Here is a 13,388-nt window from a genome sequence, read left to right as displayed (position 1 = left end):
TTAGTGGGCGTCCTTGCCAATAGGGGTTGATCCGGTCAGGTGCTGGACCACGCGCTCCATTTTCATGAAGCGCGAGCCCTTCACCAGGACAGTCGCGTTGGCATCGCGGCCCAAAGCTGAATCCAGTGCTGCCAATAAATCGTCGAACTGCGCGTAATGCTGTGCTCCCGACGCGGCCAGGTGGCGCGCCAGCTCGCCGGTCGCGAGCACGGTCTCGATGCCTTTGCTGTGCGCATAGGCGCCGATTTCTTCGTGAAACTCTTTTCCTTGCGCGCCCACTTCGCCCATGTCGCCCACCACCAGGATGCGCGGGGCCGGGTAGGCGGCCAGCACGTCGATGGCGGCGCGCATGGAGTCGGGGTTGGCGTTGTAGGTGTCGTCGATGACGGTCGCGCCCTTGCTCGCCTGCTTGCGCTGCAGGCGGCCGCCGACGGGGGCGAAGCTTTCCAGGCCGCGCACGATGGCGTCAGGCGCGATGCCGGCCGCGAGCGCGCAGGCGAAGGCGGCCAGCGCGTTGCGGACGTTGTGTTCGCCTGCCGCGGCGAGCTTGACGCTGTACTGCGCGCCGCGCGCGTCGACCTGCAGGTCGCTGCCAAAACCATTGGAGGTGTAGCTGGCGCGCACGTCGCACTGCTCGGTCAGGCCGAAAGTCAGCACACCGCACTTGGCCAGCCCGCGCCACAGGTCCGTATAGGTATCGTCGCCCGGGAACACGGCCACGCCGTCGTTCGCGAGCGCTTCGATCACGGAACCATTCTCGCGCGCCACCGCCTCGACGGTGTGCATGAATTCCTGGTGCTCGCGCTGGGCATTGTTCACCAGCCCCACGGTCGGCGCGGCGATGGCCGACAAACGCCCGATCTCGCCCGGGTGGTTCATGCCCAGCTCGATCACCGCGGCCTGGTGCTGCGCACCGAGGCGGAACAGGGTCAGCGGCACGCCGATCTCGTTGTTCAGGTTGCCCTGGGTCGCCAGGCGATGCTCCTCGCCGAAGGCCGCGGCCAGGATGGACGCGATCATTTCCTTGACCGTGGTCTTGCCGTTGCTGCCGGTGACGCCGATGACGGGAATCGCGTACTGCGCGCGCCACCCGTTGGCGATCCGGCCGAGCGCGGCCAGCGTATTCGGCACCACGATGGCCGGCAGGGTCCAGCCCTCCGGCAGTTCTTCCACCACCACGGCCGCGACGCCGCTCGCCGCGACCTGCCCCAGGAAATCGTGGGCGTCGAACACCTCGCCGCGCAGGGCGACGAACAGCATGCCCGGCTGCAGTTTGCGGCTGTCGGTCGACACGCCTTCGAAGGCCACATCGGCGCCCACCAGGCGCGCGCCCGGCATGGCCGACATCAGTTGTGCAAGCGAACCGCGCATCAGTGCGTCCTCAGCATGGTGAGCCGCGCCGTCAGCGCCAGCGAAGCGTGGTCGGCGTCCGAGAACGGCATCTTGCGGCCCTTGATTTCCTGGTAAGGCTCATGGCCCTTCCCTGCCAGCAGGATCACGTCCTGCTTGGCGGCCTGCTTCACGGCCAGCAGGATGGCCGCGGCGCGGTCTTCGACGGTCTGGTAGCGCGAATGCGCGTGATGCTTGTCCATGCCGGCGACGATCTGCGCGATGATGCTGGCCGGTTCCTCGCTGCGCGGGTTGTCGCTGGTGACCAGCACCTGGTCGGCCGCCTGGGCGATGGCGCCCATCTGCGGGCGCTTGCCCGGATCGCGGTCGCCGCCGCAGCCGAACACGCACCACAGCTGGCCGCCGCGATCAAGGGCGACCTGGCGCAGGGCTTCCAGGGTCTTTTCCAGCGCATCCGGGGTATGCGCGTAGTCGATCACGACCATCGGCGCATCCTGGCCGCCGATCTGCTGCATGCGGCCCGGGGCCGGCACCAGCGCCTCGATGGCCTCCACCGCGCTCTTCAGGGCCACGCCCTTGGACAGCAGCGCGCCCAGCACGCCCAGGGCGTTGCTGACGTTGTAGTGGCCGACCAGCCCTGTTCGCACCAGCGCGCCGCCCTGCGGGGTCTCGACCTGGAATTCGGTGCCGGCGTGGCGGCTGCGCATGGCGCTCGCGCGCAGGATGCCGATGCCGTCCAGGGCGGGCTGTTCGAGCTCGCCCTTGATGGTGTAGCCGGTCACGGACAAGGCCGGGAAATCGGCGCGCAGGTGGGCGACCAGGCGCTGCCCTGCCGGGTCGTCCAGGTTGACGATGGCGTGCCGCAGGCCTTCCCATTCGAACAGCTTGACCTTGGCCGCTTCGTAGCTGGCCATGTCGCCGTGGAAGTCGAGGTGGTCGCGGGTCAGGTTGGTGAAGATCGCGACGTCGAAATGCATGCCGGCGGCGCGGTCCTGGACCAGGCCGATGGACGAGGCCTCGATGGCCAGCGCGGTCGCGTTCGCGGCGCGCAAGTCGGCCAGCTTCTGGGCCAGCAGCACGGCGTCCGGCGTGGTGTAGCCGGTGACGTCGAAGCTCGGCTCGGTCTTGCCTTTGATGATGCCCACGCCCAGGGTGCCGATCACGGCGGCGGTCTCGCCCAGACGCGCCAGGCATTGGCCGGTCCAGAGGGCGATCGAGGTCTTGCCGTTGGTGCCGGTGACGGCGACGGTGAACATGGCGCGGTCCGGGTGCCCGAGTACGGCGTGCGCGATCGGACCGGCGTTCTTCTTCAAGCCAGGCACCGCGATATGCGGCACGTCGAGGCCGGCGTCCCAGGTGAAGCCGGTTTCTTCGTAAACGACGGCGGCGGCGCCGGCCTTCACGGCGGCGGCGATGTAGGCGCGGCCGTCCGCGGCTTCGCCCGGATAGGCGAAGAACACGTCGCCCTGTGCGACGCGGCGGGAATCAGAAACGAGACGGCCGCCTGGTGCGGCGGCGCGGATCCTCTGGCAGATGTCGTTCAGGCTCATCGCCATCACATGCTCTCCTCTAGGGGATTTTCCGGAATGATGATGTCTGTGACCGAGGAATCGGGCGGAACGTTCGCCGCCCTCAGCGCATTCGAGCCGAGGTCGGCCGCTGTCGGCGCGGCGACGCTGCCGCCTGTCCGCAAGGCGCCCCGCGGGTTGTCGACCATGACGGCGATGACGAAGCGCGGCTTCGACATCGGCGCGATGCCGACGAAGTAGCCGATGTTGTCGGTCTTGGAATAGCGTCCGTTGACGATCTTCTCGGCGGTGCCGGTCTTGCCGCCCACGCGGTAGCCGGCGACCTGGGCCTTGGAGGCGGTGCCTTCCGGGCCGACCACGGATTCGAGCATGGTGCGCACCTGGGCCGCGGTCTTGGGCGAGATCACCTGCTGGCCAACCGGCTGCTCGTCCACCTTGAGGAAGGACAGCGGAATGATGTCGCCGTCGCGCGCGAACACCATGTAGGAACGGGCCAGCTGCAGCAGCGAGACCGACAGGCCGTGGCCGAAGGACATGTTGGCGTATTCGATCGGCTTCCACGATTTCCATGGACGCACGCGGCCGGCGACGGCGCCCGGGAAGCCGAAGCGCGGCGCCTGGCCGTAGCCCAGCTTGGTATACAGCTCCCACATGTCTTGCGGCTCGAGCAGCTGGGCGATCTTGACGGTGCCGACATTGGACGATTTCTGGATGATGCCGCCGACCGTCAGGTGGTCCTTCGGGTGCATGTCGCGGATGGTACGGCCGGTCACCGTGATGCGGCCGCCCGAAACGTCGAACACGGTATCGGGCGTGATCTTCTTCTTTTCCAGGCCCAGGGCCACGGTCACCGGCTTGAGGGTGGAACCCGGCTCGAAGGTGTCGGTGATCACGCGGTTGCGCAGCTGGGCGCCGGTCAGCTTGGAGCGGTCGTTCGGGTTGTAGGTCGGGTAGTTGGCCATGGCCAGCACTTCGCCGGTATGCACGTCCAGCACCACGGCGCCGCCGGCCTGGGCGTTGAACTTCTCGACCGCGTTCTTGACGCTGGTGAAGGCGATGTACTGCAGCTTGCTGTCCACCGACAGGGTCAGGTCCTTGCCCTGGTGCGGCTCGCGGAACATGCCCAGGTCCTCGGCGATGTGGCCGAGGCGGTCCTTGATCACGCGGCGGCTGCCCGGCACGCCCATCAGGGTCTTCTGGTGGAACAGCTCCATGCCCTCCTGGCCCTTGTCCTCGACATTGGTAAAGCCGACCAGATGGGTCATCACTTCGCCCTGCGGATAGAAGCGCTTGTATTCCTTGCGGGTATCCAGGCCATCGAGCTTGAGCTGTTCGATCTGCTCGATGACCGGCATCTCGACCTGGCGCTTCAGGTAGACAAAAGTACGGTCCGAGTCCAGCTTCTTGCGCAATTCGGCTTCCGGCATCTCGAGCAGGCGCGCCAGGGCTTGAATCTTCTCGGGCGGGTTCTTGAGCAGGTCTTCGGGGATGGCCCAGACGGCCTTGACCGGCAGCGAGGACGCCAGCACGGCGCCGTTGCGGTCGAGGATGCGGCCGCGCGTGGCCGGCAGCTCGAGGGTGCGCTCGTAGCGGCTCTTGCCCTGCTTTTGCAGGAACTGGGTCGACATGCCCTGCAGCCACAGCGCCCTGATGCCCAGCACGGCGAAGGCCGCGAACAGGACGAACAGGACCAGGCGCGAACGCCAGTCCGGCAGGCGCACGGCCAGCACCGGGCTCTTGGAAAAAGCCACGCCCCTGGAGGCCGCCACCCGTGCGCCGCCTGCTTTCATCGCGCCTCGGCTCATTCAGCGCCTTCCGTCAGGTACTGGGTGCGGGCCGGGGTCAGCGGGGCCATGTTCAGCTCGGTGCGCGCGATCTGCTCGATGCGCTCGTTCTTGCCCAGTCTCGACTGGTCGAGCTGGAGCTGGGCCCAGTCGATGTCGAGCTGGCGCGCCTGCTGCTGGAGGCGCTCGAATTCGATCAGGAGGTGGCGCGCCTGGTAGCGGGCGTTGATCACCGACAGGGCGCAACCCACCAGCAGGCTCACCAGCACGATGTTCAGCTTGGCGCTCATGCCGCGCCTCCCGGCAGGCGCTCGGCCACGCGCAGCACCGCCGAGCGGGCGCGCGGATTGGCATCCACCTCGAGGTCGGAAGGCTTGGTCTTGGCGATGAGCTTCATCAGGGGCTGCGGCAGGTCGACGGCGCGGATCGGCAGGCGGCGGTCCGGCTGGGCCACCTTGGCCTTGGACGCGAAGAACTGCTTGACGATGCGGTCTTCCAGCGAGTGGAAGCTGATCACCGACATGCGTCCGCCCGGCGCCAGCATGGCGTAGGCCGCGTTCAGACCTGCTTCAAGGTCTTCAAGCTCTTGATTGATGAAAATCCGGACAGCCTGAAAGGTCCTGGTCGCAGGGTCCTTGCCCTTTTCGCGGGTCTTGACCGCGTCTGCCACGATTGCGGCAAGCTGTCGTGTGGTCGAAATTGGCTCGATTGCCCGGCGAGCAACAATCGCCTTTGCAATCTGGAAAGCATACCGTTCTTCTCCATAATCGCGTATCACCTTTTCGAGTTCGGTTTGGGGCGCGGTCGCGATCCACTCGGCCGCCGGCATGCCGCGCGTGGTGTCCATGCGCATGTCGAGCGGACCGTCCTGGCGGAAGCTGAAACCGCGGGTGGCGTCGTCCACCTGGGGCGACGAAATACCCAGGTCGAGGAGGATTCCGTCGACCTGCTGGATGCCGCGCGCGGCAAGCGCGTCCTGCATCGTTGCGAAACTGTCATGCACGATGGCAAAGCGGGCGTCCGCCACCCCTTCCGCGGTGGCGATGGCCTGCGGGTCCTTGTCGAAGGCGATCAGGCGGCCGCTGTCGCCCAGGCGCGACAGGATGAGCCGGCTGTGTCCGCCACGGCCGAAGGTGCCATCTATATAAGTACCGGAGGTGCGTGCGCCCTCGAGGTTGAGCGCGTCGACTGCTTCGTCCAACAGCACCGTGCGATGCTGGAATGCGGGCACCGTCAATGTTTCCGTCATCGGCGCCTCAGAACGAGAAGTTGGAAAGAACATCGGGCATGCCACCGGCGACGGCCTCAGCCTCGTCTTCAGCCAGTTTGGCGGCATTCCAGATCTCGAAGTGGGTGCCCATGCCGAGCATCATCACTTCCTTGTCGAGCCCGACGGCTGCGCGCAGCTCGGGCGAAATGAGCACGCGGCCGGCGGAGTCGAGCTCGACATCCACGGCATTCCCAAGGAAAATGCGCTGCCACGCCCTGGCCGACATCGGCCAGGCGGCGATCTGCTTGCGGTGCTCTTCCCAGACGGGACGGGGGAAGAAAAGCAGGCAACCGTGCGGGTGTTTGGTGAGCGTCATCCGGCCTTCGCACTGGGAAACGAGGGCGTCACGGTGCTTGGCCGGAATCGACATCCGGCCCTTTGCATCGAGATTGATCGCTGACGCGCCCTGGAACACGTATTTACCTAGCTTTGGAGAGTTTGTGGGGTGTTGTCGTAGGCGCCTTGCGGAGGGATTTCCTCCCACAAATCGACACTTTTTCACACTGTTTCCCACTTTAGTGGAAGCAATGTTGGTGGTCAAGCGAATTCACACTTGGCAAATACGAAATTTGCTAATGAAACCAATGACTTAGGAACAGGTGTTGATGGAATGAAATGCCAAAATGTCTCGTAAAATTAGGCACTTACACAACGGTGTGCAAGTAGCGCCTCAGTTGTACACACAATGTTTACGTTTGATTAATTTCAACGCGCGTGCGAAGTTGATGCAAGGAAACAACAATTGCAACGCAGAATTACACTGTATGGAATTGCAGGCCTGTTGAGGACGAGTTAGGATGAATCCAAGGCGATGACCCACCTGCCTCTGGCTCGCTCGGCAGGATGGCGGAGCCAAGCGGAGCGTGCCAGTCTGGCGGACCACCGGTCCGTTGCCAAGGAGGTAGCAGTGAGCATCACCCTCGCCCGTACCCGCGCGGTCTACGACCTGACAGAAGTGCAGGAAGCGCTCGACCGCAACCGCGGCCGCTCCCCGGAACTCGACGCGTTTTACGAGCGTATGCTGGAGACCGGGGCCGACCGCTTCGTCACCACCCCTTCTTCCCTCGACGCGCTCGATCCCCTGTTCGAGGAATGCCCCAATTTCGACGAAGTGCTGGACGACCTGGCGCGCTACCTGCGCCTGGCCCATGCCGGCGACAAGGGCTTCAACGTCATGCCCATCCTGCTGCTGGGCGGCCCCGGCGTGGGCAAGACCCATTTCGCCAAGCGCCTGGCCAAGGCCATGTCCACCGAGTGTGAACTGATCAGCATGAACGCCCTGTCGGCCGGCTTCGTCATCACCGGCAGCTCGGCCAGCTGGCGCGGCGCCAAGTGCGGCAAGGTGGCCGAGCGCCTGGTGCGCGGCAAGTACGCCAATCCGGTGCTGGTGCTGGACGAAGTGGAAAAGGCCAGCGGCTCCACCCAGTCCGACCCGCTGGCCGCCCTCTATCAGTTACTCGAACCGGAAACCTCGAAATCCTTCCGCGACGAGTTCATCGACGTCGATGTCGACGCCAGCCAGATCTTCTGGGTGCTCACGGCCAACTCGGTCGAAGGCATTCCCTCCCCCCTGCTCAACCGCATGGCGGTCTACGAGGTACCCAGGCCGACGCCCGAACAGGCGGCCGGCATCGCCCAGCGCATGGTCAGCGGCCTGGTCGAGGAGCTCAACCTGGGGGGCTTCGACGACGTCCTCAACGAGGCCGTGCTCGCCAAGCTGGCGCCGGTCTCGCCGCGCGACCTGCGCAAGATCCTGCTCGACAGCCTAGGCTATGCGGTCGCCGACGGCCGCGCCCATGTGACCGTCGACGATATCCACCTGCGTGCGCTGCCGGGCAAGTCGCGCATCGGCTTTTAGGATCGGCTTTTAACGCTATGGATGCAGCGCCAGCTGGCGCTGCGCGGCTGCGCGCCCATGCAGCAGCGCCAGCAGCTGGTCGGCCTGCTCGACACTTACCAGCAGCGATTGCCCTTGCTTCGCGGGCAGGTAGACCACCCGCTCGCGGTCGGTCACGGCGACGAACAGCGGACGCTGGTCCGCGCTGGTGAAGCGGCCGGCCGCATAACCCGGCAGGCTGATGCCGTTGTCGCGCGGGCCGAGCCGGGCCGCGTCGATCGAGGCCAGGCTGCCCTGCCGGGCCTGGGCCAGGTCGAACTCGCCGATGTCGCGCGCATATTCATAGAAGTAGCTCGCGCGCACCTGCACCTGGCCGTCGCGCACCTCCAGGGTATTCTTGGACAGTCCCAGCCCGAGCAGCAGGGTCACCGGCAGCACCATGGCGCCGACCGCGGCGCCGCTCCTCAGGTTGGCGGCGAGCGAGCGCTGGCGCGCCACCAGCATCGGCAAGACCGCCGCAAGCAGCGTGATACCGGCCAGCGTCAGGTAGGCGGACGGCCCGACGGCGGGAATGTCGAAGGCGGCTGCATGCATCTCCATGGCTCTTGCTCCGGTTCGGTGTGGCGGCTCCCCTACCTTAGCAGAGTTCGGGACGGACGAGAAAACACGAGATTTTCCCTGTTGGTTACAAAGTAAAAGAATAGAAACTTTCGGTTTTCTTTACACTCTGCCCGCGCAAAAAAAATATACCCAAGATAGGTATTTGATTTTGTTCAAAGTGTGTTCGCTGGCCCGTAACTTGCTCTTACCGGTGTGTAGTACCTGGCAATTACACATAAGAACGAAATCTTTCCGAAGGAGCTAGTGATGAAATCAACCATCCTGAAGTTGGCAGTGAGCGCAGCACTCGTAACTGGCGCCTCCCCGGCCTTTGCGAACCTGGTCTACCAGACTGGCGTGCAACAGACGGGTACCGGCCTGGGCGCGGTATCGACGGTCGTGACCGTGCAGGACAATACCAACGGGCCTCAGCCTCCCGCCACCGAGTCCGGCTGCGTCCGCCATACTAACGGCGGCAACATGACCAATCCGGACCAGACCTGCGAAGACTTGACTCCGAATCCCAACCTGGAAGGCGGCGACAACACCGCTGCCGTCGGCGGCAATGGCGTATATCTGCTCAGCGATATCGATGGCCTGACGAGCGCGGGCCAGCTCGGCTTCGTCGTGAATATCAGCGAACCTGGCGTCGATACGGCGACGCTGACCGACCTGTACATGTCGCTTTACTCTCTGGACGGAACCCTGCTGGAAATCTTCGAGTACATGGGACCGGACCTGATCCTGACCGATACCGGCGGCATCGGCCAGTCGGGCCTGCACCGTTTTGTCCTGGACGCCGCCCAGGCGGCTGACGCCGTTGCCGCTTGCGGCGACTTGACCCAATGCGTCGTCGGTGGCGGCGTCCAGTTCGCTCCCGGCACCACCCAGGCCACGCCGGAAACCGTACGCGTGGGTGCCTTCAGCCGTCCGGGCGACCCGGGCGAAGTGCCTGAACCGGGTTCGATCGCACTGCTCGGCCTTGGCGCCGTGGCCTTCGGCGCACTGCGCCGCCGCCAGGCTGCAAAGAAGTAAGAGCGTACCAGGTACTACTCCAGGCGCCGGTCGAGACACCGACCGTGACCGGCGCCTGAAGCTTTTCATCGGTGGCCGCCGCGCCTTCTCCGTGGCTTGCGCTGCCCGCAATCGCCAGACCGCCAGGACGACATTCCGCTTCTGCTCCCTTCTCACTGCCGGATTGGAAAATCACGATGTCCATTGCCCGCGTCGAGGGCCTCGCCAGGCAAACCCTTCCCCTACTCCTGGGCATCAGCGCCCCCTTCGCCGCCGCCGACTCGATTCCGGTCCAGATACTCGACCCGAACCTGCAGGTGACGACCTATATCGCCGCCGGCCAGGGCCTGAGCCAGCCCATCGGGATCGCCTTCGTCGGCCCGAACGACGCGCTGGTGCTGGAAAAGGCCAGCGGCCAGGTCAAGCGGGCGATCAATGGCGTCCTCCAGCCCGTGCCGGTGCTCGACCTGCCCGTCAATTCGAATTCGGAACGGGGCTTGCTCGCCATCGCCCTGCACCCGGGCTTCCCGGCCCTGCCCTTCGTCTACCTGCGCTGGACCGAGAGCGCGACCGGGGCCGATAGCACCGCGGTCGGCGACGTGGCCCTGCTGGGCAACCGGGTCGACCGTTTCATCTGGAACGGCTCCTTCCTGACCCTGGACCCCAACTTCAAGACGCTGCGGCTGCGCGCCCGCCAAACCGACAATCTTCCCGTACCGGGCCACCCCAACACGAACAACGCGCAGGAACAGGGCAACCATAACGGCGGGCCCTTGCGTTTCGGGCCCGATGGCAAGCTGCATGTCTTCACCGGCGACCTCGGCCGGCGCGGGCAGATGCAGAACCTGCCGAACGGCCCCTTCCTGACAGCGCCCTTCGCCGACGACACCTATGGCGGTCCGCTACCCGACAATGCCCACCTGTCCGGCGTGGTCCAGCGCCTGAACGACGATGGCAGCACGCCGACGGACAATCCCTTCTTCGCCGCCGGCGCGGCCATGGGCGGAGAAGTGGGCGCCATGATCCAGACCGTATTCTCCTACGGCCACCGCAACGGCTTCGGCATGGCCTTCGACCCCTACAGCCCTTATCTGTGGCTGACCGAGAACGCCGACGACGCTTTCAGCGAGCTCAACCGGATCGCCCCGGGCATGAACGGGGGATGGATCCAGGCCATGGGGCCGCTGAGCCGCTTCGCCCAGTTCAAGCAGATCGAGACCACGCAGTTCAACAGTTCCCTGCAGCAGAGGCGCTATCCGCCGACCCGCATCGCCTACACGCCGAACCTGGCCCTGGCCCGCATGTTCATGCTGCCCGGTGCGTCCTATGTCGACCCCCAGTTCAGCTGGCGCTACGAAGCCGGGCCCTCCGGCACCAGCTTCGTGAAGGGCGCCGCGCTCGGTCCCGAGTACGAGGGCAGCCTGTGGATCGGCTCGGCGCGCAGCTTCCAGCAGGTCGGCGGCAGCGGCGGCAGCCTCTACCGCTTCCGGCTGACACAAGACCGGCTGGCGGTCGACGCGAGCGCCGATCCGCGCCTGGCCGACAAGGTCGCCGACAACACGGCCAAGTTCGACCCGACGGAAAGCGAATCCCTGTTGATCGGCAAGGGCTTCGGCATTACGCCAGCGATCGAACAGGGACCGGACGGCAGCCTGTACGTCGTCTCCCTGACCGACGGCCTGGTCTACCGCATCAGCCGCGCCACCGCATCCCTGAGGAGACCATGATGAGGACTTCATTCCAGCGTTTCGCCGCGGGCTTCGCCGCCGTGTTCGTCTGCATGGTCCTGCCCGCCCACGGCGCGCCCATCCTCAATGGCGGCTTCGAGTCCGGCTTTTCGCACTGGACCCGCGCCGACATGGTCGGCGGCGACGGCGGATTCCTGATCCAGTCCGGCACGGCGAGCCCGGTCAACGGCATTCCCGTTCCGCCTCCGCCCGAGGGCGTGAACGCGGCGATGACGGACGCGCAGGGTCCCGGCAGCCACGTGCTCTACCAGGACTTCGTCGCGGCGGAGCAGGTCAGCCTGGCCACCCTCAGCTTCGACCTCTTCATCGGCAACCGGGCCGTCGATTTCTTCCTGCCGGCTCCGGCCAGCCTTGAATTCGCCACGCCGGAGCTGAACCAGCAGGCGCGGGTCGACATCCTGCTCGCCGGCGGCGATCCCTTCAGCGTCGGAGGCGATCTGCTGCTGAATGCGTTCCAGACCCAGGCCGGTGACCCTCTCGTGTCGGGCTACCTGCACGTCGAGGTCGATATCACCAGCCTGATCAACGCCAACCTGGGCGCGAGCCTGCGGCTGCGCTTTGCCGAAGTCGACAACGTCAACATCTTCAACTTCGGCGTCGACAACGTGGCGATCGAGACCATCGGGCCCATCGAAGTGCCGGAACCGGCGCCCATCCTGCTGGTGCTGGCCGGCGTGGCGGCCGCCACGCTGCAGCGCCGGCGCGCCCTGCGGCTGTCAGGGAGCGCAACACCTGGGCGGCCTCGCGGCGCGTGAGTCACGGCGCCGCCCAGTCCTTCGCGTGCGCGACCGCCTTCGCCCAGCGCGCCAGGCGTTCCGCGCGCTCCGCTTCCCGCATGGCCGGTTCGTAGCGCCGGTCGACTTGCCACTGCCGGGCGATGTCCTCGCCCGACTCCCAGAAACCGACCGCCAGGCCGGCCAGGTAGGCCGCGCCCAGCGCCGTGGTCTCGGTCACGCGCGGCCGCACGACAGGAATGCCGAGCAGGTCGGCCTGGAACTGCATCAGCATGTCGTTGCGCGCCGCCCCGCCGTCGGCCCGCATCTCGGTGACGGCGCAGGCGGCGTCCTTGCGCATCGCGTCCAGCAGCTCGGCGCTCTGGTAGGCGATGGCCTCGACCGCCGCGCGCGCGATGTGGGCGGCGGTGGTCCCGCGCGTCATGCCGACGATGGCGCCGCGCGCATACGGATCCCAGTGCGGCGCGCCCAGGCCGGTAAAGGCCGGCACCAGCATCACGCCGCCGCTGTCCGGCACGCTCAGCGCCAGCGGCTCGACGTCCGCCGACCGCTTGATGATGCCGAGGCCGTCGCGCAGCCACTGCACCGTGGCGCCGCCCATGAACACGCTGCCCTCGAGCAGGTAGTCGGTGGCGCCCCCGACGGTCCAGCCCACGGTGGCCAGCAGGCGGTTATGCGAGACCGGCGGCCGGTCGCCCGCATGCATCAGCATGAAGCAGCCGGTGCCGTAGGTGTTCTTGACCAGCCCCTTGCGGTGACAGGCCTGGCCGAAGGTGGCGGCCTGCTGGTCGCCCGCGATGCCGGCGATCGGGACCGGGTGGCCGAACCACGCATCGGCAGCCAGCCCGACGACGTCGGAACTGGCCACGACTTCCGGCAGCACGGCTTTCGGAATCGCGAACAGGTCCAGCAATTCCTCGTCCCAGCGCAGCGTGTGGATGTTGAACAGCATCGTGCGCGAGGCGTTGCTGGCGTCGGTCACATGGCGCCCGCACAGGCGGAACACCAGCCAGCTGTCGACGGTGCCGAAGGCCAGTTCGCCGCGCTCGGCGCGTCCGCGCGCGCCCGGCACGTGGTCCAGCAGCCACTGCAGCTTGGTGGCGGAGAAATAAGCGTCGAGCTCGAGGCCGGTGCGTTCCTGGATGGTGGGCGCCTGCCCCGCCGCGCGCAGGCGGTCGCAGGCGTCGGCGGTGCGGCGGTCTTGCCAGACGATGGCGGGCGCCAGGGCTTCGCCGCTGGCGCGGTCCCACAGGACCGTGGTCTCGCGCTGGTTCGCGATGCCGATGGCGGCGAGCTGGGACGCCTGGAGATTCGCCTGGCGCAGGGCCTCGCGCGCGCAGGCGAGCTGGCTCTGCCAGATGTCGAGAGGATCGTGCTCGACCCAGCCGGGCTGGGGGAAATGCTGGGGGAATTCGCGCTGGCAGCTGGCGACCGGCAGGCCCGCGTGGTCGAACACGATCGCGCGCGAACTGGTGGTGCCCTGGTCGAGGGCGAGGATGTAGCGGTCCATCGTTTCTCCTGG

12 protein-coding genes are annotated in these 13,388 nt (G+C 66.5%); 4 read left to right on the top strand and 8 right to left on the bottom strand.

Annotated features, from left to right (window positions below; all coding sequences use genetic code 11):
- From V7778_RS09745 to mraZ, 6 genes are read right to left on the bottom strand one after another with little or no spacing between them, the layout of a single operon-like run.
- Positions 1-1,371, bottom strand: coding sequence for a UDP-N-acetylmuramoyl-tripeptide--D-alanyl-D-alanine ligase (locus tag V7778_RS09745; protein WP_335554531.1), 1,371 nt, complete (start codon positions 1,369-1,371; stop codon positions 1-3).
- Positions 1,371-2,906 carry a UDP-N-acetylmuramoyl-L-alanyl-D-glutamate--2,6-diaminopimelate ligase gene (locus V7778_RS09740; RefSeq protein ID WP_335554528.1) on the bottom strand — a complete coding sequence of 512 codons (1,536 nt, stop codon included), beginning with the start codon at positions 2,904-2,906 and terminating at the stop codon, positions 1,371-1,373. The genes V7778_RS09745 and V7778_RS09740 overlap by 1 nt, the downstream gene beginning before the upstream one ends.
- Positions 2,906-4,684 carry a peptidoglycan D,D-transpeptidase FtsI family protein gene (locus V7778_RS09735; RefSeq protein WP_335554526.1) on the bottom strand — a complete coding sequence of 593 codons (1,779 nt, stop codon included), beginning with the start codon at positions 4,682-4,684 and terminating at the stop codon, positions 2,906-2,908. Before V7778_RS09735 ends, V7778_RS09740 begins: the two co-directional genes overlap by 1 nt.
- Complete coding sequence (gene ftsL, locus V7778_RS09730; RefSeq protein ID WP_335554523.1) at positions 4,681-4,953, bottom strand: cell division protein FtsL; 273 nt, start codon at positions 4,951-4,953, stop codon at positions 4,681-4,683. Before ftsL ends, V7778_RS09735 begins: the two co-directional genes overlap by 4 nt.
- Positions 4,950-5,912, bottom strand: coding sequence for a 16S rRNA (cytosine(1402)-N(4))-methyltransferase RsmH (rsmH, locus tag V7778_RS09725; RefSeq protein ID WP_335554520.1), 963 nt, complete (start codon positions 5,910-5,912; stop codon positions 4,950-4,952). The genes ftsL and rsmH overlap by 4 nt, the downstream gene beginning before the upstream one ends.
- Positions 5,913-5,919: 7 nt before the next feature.
- Positions 5,920-6,348, bottom strand: a complete 429-nt coding sequence (gene mraZ, locus V7778_RS09720; RefSeq protein ID WP_211518660.1) for a division/cell wall cluster transcriptional repressor MraZ — start codon at positions 6,346-6,348, stop codon at positions 5,920-5,922.
- 492 nt (positions 6,349-6,840) lie between these two features.
- Here mraZ and V7778_RS09715 point away from each other — a divergent pair, with 492 nt between their 5' ends.
- On the top strand, positions 6,841-7,791 hold the full coding sequence (locus V7778_RS09715; RefSeq protein WP_335554514.1) for an AAA family ATPase: 951 nt from the start codon (positions 6,841-6,843) through the stop codon (positions 7,789-7,791).
- A 15-nt stretch (positions 7,792-7,806) separates the two neighbouring features.
- On the opposite strand, the gene V7778_RS09710 is transcribed toward V7778_RS09715, so the two are convergent.
- Positions 7,807-8,370 carry a PH domain-containing protein gene (locus V7778_RS09710; protein WP_335554511.1) on the bottom strand — a complete coding sequence of 188 codons (564 nt, stop codon included), beginning with the start codon at positions 8,368-8,370 and terminating at the stop codon, positions 7,807-7,809.
- 267 nt (positions 8,371-8,637) lie between these two features.
- Here V7778_RS09710 and V7778_RS09705 point away from each other — a divergent pair, with 267 nt between their 5' ends.
- The 3 genes from V7778_RS09705 to V7778_RS09695 all read left to right on the top strand — a co-directional run bounded on the left by V7778_RS09705 (position 8,638) and on the right by V7778_RS09695 (position 11,887).
- The gene (locus V7778_RS09705) at positions 8,638-9,405 is read left to right on the top strand and encodes a PEP-CTERM sorting domain-containing protein (RefSeq protein WP_335554509.1); all 768 of its coding nucleotides are present in this window, start codon (positions 8,638-8,640) and stop codon (positions 9,403-9,405) included.
- A gap of 176 nt (positions 9,406-9,581) precedes the next feature.
- Positions 9,582-11,111: a PQQ-dependent sugar dehydrogenase gene (locus tag V7778_RS09700; protein WP_335554506.1), complete on the top strand. Its 1,530-nt coding sequence runs from the start codon at positions 9,582-9,584 to the stop codon at positions 11,109-11,111.
- The gene (locus V7778_RS09695) at positions 11,108-11,887 is read left to right on the top strand and encodes a PEP-CTERM sorting domain-containing protein (RefSeq protein WP_335554504.1); all 780 of its coding nucleotides are present in this window, start codon (positions 11,108-11,110) and stop codon (positions 11,885-11,887) included. The genes V7778_RS09700 and V7778_RS09695 overlap by 4 nt, the downstream gene beginning before the upstream one ends.
- 1 nt (position 11,888) lies before the next feature.
- Here the strand turns inward: V7778_RS09695 and glpK are convergent, their stop codons facing one another.
- Positions 11,889-13,376, bottom strand: a complete 1,488-nt coding sequence (gene glpK / locus V7778_RS09690; RefSeq protein ID WP_335554501.1) for a glycerol kinase GlpK — start codon at positions 13,374-13,376, stop codon at positions 11,889-11,891.
- Between the last annotated feature and the right edge of the window lie 12 nt (positions 13,377-13,388).

The sequence above is a fragment of the Massilia sp. DD77 genome (assembly GCF_036961685.1).
Taxonomy (GTDB): Bacteria; Pseudomonadota; Gammaproteobacteria; order Burkholderiales; family Burkholderiaceae_D; genus Telluria.
Note: the sequence above shows the minus strand (reverse complement) of the source record. Positions and strands in the feature narration are given on the sequence as shown.

Excerpts from the sequence above, each read along its gene's own strand:
- V7778_RS09745 (WP_335554531.1), bottom strand. The coding sequence starts at position 1,371 with ATGCGCGGTTCGCTTGCACAACTGATGTCGGCCATGCCGGGCGCGCGC.
- glpK (WP_335554501.1), bottom strand. The coding sequence starts at position 13,376 with ATGGACCGCTACATCCTCGCCCTCGACCAGGGCACCACCAGTTCGCGC.
- V7778_RS09705 (WP_335554509.1), top strand. The coding sequence starts at position 8,638 with ATGAAATCAACCATCCTGAAGTTGGCAGTGAGCGCAGCACTCGTAACT.
- rsmH (WP_335554520.1), bottom strand. The coding sequence starts at position 5,912 with ATGACGGAAACATTGACGGTGCCCGCATTCCAGCATCGCACGGTGCTG.
- V7778_RS09700 (WP_335554506.1), top strand. The coding sequence starts at position 9,582 with ATGTCCATTGCCCGCGTCGAGGGCCTCGCCAGGCAAACCCTTCCCCTA.
- V7778_RS09710 (WP_335554511.1), bottom strand. The coding sequence starts at position 8,370 with ATGGAGATGCATGCAGCCGCCTTCGACATTCCCGCCGTCGGGCCGTCC.
- V7778_RS09735 (WP_335554526.1), bottom strand. The coding sequence starts at position 4,684 with ATGAGCCGAGGCGCGATGAAAGCAGGCGGCGCACGGGTGGCGGCCTCC.
- ftsL (WP_335554523.1), bottom strand. The coding sequence starts at position 4,953 with ATGAGCGCCAAGCTGAACATCGTGCTGGTGAGCCTGCTGGTGGGTTGC.
- V7778_RS09740 (WP_335554528.1), bottom strand. The coding sequence starts at position 2,906 with ATGGCGATGAGCCTGAACGACATCTGCCAGAGGATCCGCGCCGCCGCA.
- V7778_RS09695 (WP_335554504.1), top strand. The coding sequence starts at position 11,108 with ATGATGAGGACTTCATTCCAGCGTTTCGCCGCGGGCTTCGCCGCCGTG.